Genomic DNA, 3,091 nt, shown 5'->3' on the forward strand with positions numbered 1-3,091 from the left:
CAGACGCGGTTGCGGCCCTGCCTCTTCGCTTCGTAAAGCTGGCGGTCGGCGCGGCGATAGAACTCTTCCGCTGTTTCCTTGCGGTCCCAGACGGCGAGCCCGACGCTGGTGGTGATCTTGAGGCGGACATTGCCCGACAGCACCGACATGTTGGCGATCGCCTTGCGGATGCGCTCGGCAAACTTGCCCAGAAGCTCGGCGTCCATGTTGGGCGTGACCACGGCGAACTCCTCGCCGCCCAATCGCGCCACCACATCGTGGTAGCGCGTCATGTCCTTGAGACAGTTCGCGACGGCCTTGAGCACTTCGTCGCCGACGTCATGGCCGTGGGTGTCGTTGACCTGCTTGAAATGGTCGAGATCGAGGATCATCAGCCCGACGGGCTTTTCGATGCGCCGGAACTCCTCGAGATACTCCTTCAGCGCATCATCGAAATAGCGCCGGTTCTGCATGCCGGTCAGGCCATCGGTCAGCGCCGCATGCTCGAATGTTTCCGAGCGCGCGCTGAGCGAGACCGTCATGGCGCGCAGCTTGCCTTCCTCCATCGCCTGTTTGCGGATCAGCGGATAGATGAAGAAGATGCCGAAGAACAGCGCGGTGGCCAGGAGCACGCCGGTCGCGAACAAGAGCTTGTTGAGATAGATGACCTTGTCCAGACCCGAAGCCGTATGCAACTCGTCGGCGAAGGATTGCAGAAGTCCGTAAGCATGCAGCGTCACCAGGCCGGCGGCCAGGATCACGAATATAAAGACGAAAAATGCTGATTCCGCCTTGTGGAAACGCATCTGCTCCCCGTTGGAAAAGTGCCCACTGATCTTATGGCATGGGCGGGCTTACGGAGGGTTAATTTGGACAACCACAACGGGAACCTTTCCTTGCAGTTAAACTTTTCAGGTTGCATCGGAGGCAAGCGCTGAGATCGTGGTTTCCAGATCATCACCGGGGCGCGATCTCAGCCATTCCGGCCCCAATTGATTCCTGAACCAGGTGGTTTGCCGCTTGGAATATTGCCTGGTCGCGATCTTGGCGCGTTCGATTGCCTCGGGAAAGCCAATCTCTCCGGCCATCGCTGCCTGCAGTTCGCGAACGCCGATCGCTTTCATCGCCGGCAATTCGGGATCGAGGCCAAGTGCTGCAAGCCGCTTGACCTCGTCCAGCGCGCCCTTGTCCAGCATCTGGTCGAAGCGTTTGTCGATGCGAGCGACCAACGCCGCCCGATCCGGCTCGATCACGAAGAAACGTGCGCTTTCCCTGTCGATGAGCGGCTGGCCGCGTTCTGCCTGCCATTCCAGGATCGAACGGCCAGACGCATCGAGAACCTCCAATGCCCGCACGATGCGCTGGCTGTCGGTTGGCTTGAGCATCATGGCGGCCGCCGAATCCTCGCGCAGCAGCAGGCTGTGCAGCTTGACGGCGCCCTGCTCCTTCAACTCATAGCGCCAGCGGTCGCGGACCCGCTGCGGAATGTCGGGCATTTCCGAAATGCCCTCGGCCAGCGCGCGAAAGTAGAGCCCGGTGCCGCCGACAAAAATCACTGGCCGTTCGGAGAATGTGCCGTCCTCGATCAGCTTCATCACGTCGCGCAGCCAGGCGCCGGTGGAATAGGCGGTGGCCGGGTGGACATGGCCATAAAGATAATGCGGTGCGCGGGCGAGGTCGGCCGCCTCCGGCCGGGCGGTCAGCACGTCGAGCACCGAATAACCCTGCATGGAATCCGTGTTGACGATCACGCCACCCCTGCGCTCGGCCAGATCGAGCGCAAGCGCCGACTTGCCGCTGGCGGTCGGCCCGGCTATCAGGATCGCGTTCTTCACGCGGCCCTCGCCCGCCTCCCCGCCGGAATGTTTCATGCCGCTCATCGCCACGCTTGTTTCCCGTCCCACTGAGCGCGCTTTGTCGCTGTCGCTTGCGAATATGGCCTCACGGTCGGTCGGCGCAAGCGCTGTTGTCTGGCTGGCCGAAGGTATTGCCTGCGATCTCGTCCTGCCTGAGGCAGCCGACGACGCCGTCACGAGTGCCGTCTTGCGCACGGCACTTGCCAGCGAGGCCGTCGACGTGATCGTCCAGCAGGCGGAAACCCGCCGCAAGAAAATCCTGATCGCCGACATGGATTCAACCATGATCGACCAGGAATGCATCGACGAGCTGGCCGACGAGATCGGCGTCAAGGATCATGTTGCGGCCATCACCGCGCGATCCATGAATGGTGAGATCGCCTTCGAACCGGCTTTGCGTGAACGGGTGGCGTTGCTCAAGGGCCTCGACGCCGCCGTGGTCGATCGCATCGTCGCCAATCGCCTGACGCTGGCAGCGGGCGGCCGTGTTCTGGTCCGGACCATGCGCGCCAACGGCGCCTGGACGGCACTCGTGTCTGGCGGGTTCGAGGTCTTCACGACGCGCATCGCCGCCATGCTCGGTTTCCAGGAGAACCGCGCCAATCGCCTGCTCGAGCAGGACGGCCGCTTCACCGGGCTGGTCGGCGAACCGATCCTCGGCCGCGCCGCTAAGGCCGACGCGCTGATCGAAATTTCAGCGCGCCTCGGCCTGACGCCCGCCGACGCCATCGCCGTCGGCGACGGCGCCAATGATCTCGACATGATCCGCCTGGCCGGTACCGGTGTCGCGCTCCACGCCAAACCGACGGTGGCGGCACAGGCCAAGGTCCGCATCGATCATGGCGACCTGACCGCGCTGCTTTATGTGCAAGGCTACAGGCAGGAGGAGTTTGTGCAATGAAACCAGTGCGCACCGAGCGCCTGATCCTGCGCAACTGGGAGGATCGCGACCGCGACCTGTTCCACCGCATAAACTCCGACGACCGGGTGATGGAGTTCTTTCCGTTCCGCCGCGACCGCGCCGAGGCGGATGCCAAGATGGATCAGTTCCGCGCCGCCATCGATCGCGACGGCATTGGCTTTGCGGCCGCAGAAATCGCCGCATCGGGCGAATGTATCGGTTTTGTCGGTATAACCGGAACCGATCACATGGACTTCCTGCCAGCCAGCATGATCGAGATCGGCTGGCGATTGGCGCCTGAATTCTGGGGCAGAGGTTACGTCACCGAGGCGGCTCAGGCATGGCTTGCCTATGG

The 3,091-nt window shown here is 62.8% G+C and carries 4 protein-coding genes; 2 read left to right on the plus strand and 2 right to left on the minus strand.

The window, feature by feature from the left end; genetic code table 11:
* Together EOD15_RS31595 and miaA are read right to left on the minus strand one after the other, a co-directional pair.
* The coding region (locus EOD15_RS31595; RefSeq protein ID WP_148129732.1) for a GGDEF domain-containing protein at positions 1-785 on the minus strand (785 nt) is incomplete at its 3' end.
* A 105-nt stretch (positions 786-890) separates the two neighbouring features.
* The gene (gene miaA / locus EOD15_RS31600; RefSeq protein ID WP_127409175.1) at positions 891-1,859 is read right to left on the minus strand and encodes a tRNA (adenosine(37)-N6)-dimethylallyltransferase MiaA; all 969 of its coding nucleotides are present in this window, start codon (positions 1,857-1,859) and stop codon (positions 891-893) included.
* Here miaA and serB point away from each other — a divergent pair.
* The gene (serB, locus tag EOD15_RS31605) at positions 1,849-2,736 is read left to right on the plus strand and encodes a phosphoserine phosphatase SerB (RefSeq protein WP_127323085.1); all 888 of its coding nucleotides are present in this window, start codon (positions 1,849-1,851) and stop codon (positions 2,734-2,736) included. The genes miaA and serB overlap by 11 nt on opposite strands.
* Positions 2,733-3,091 (plus strand): GNAT family N-acetyltransferase (locus tag EOD15_RS31610; protein ID WP_148129733.1); only part of this gene is annotated, 359 nt, incomplete at its 3' end. The genes serB and EOD15_RS31610, both read left to right, overlap by 4 nt.

Source organism: Mesorhizobium sp. M7A.T.Ca.US.000.02.2.1 (assembly GCF_003996995.1).
Taxonomy (GTDB): Bacteria; Pseudomonadota; Alphaproteobacteria; order Rhizobiales; family Rhizobiaceae; genus Mesorhizobium.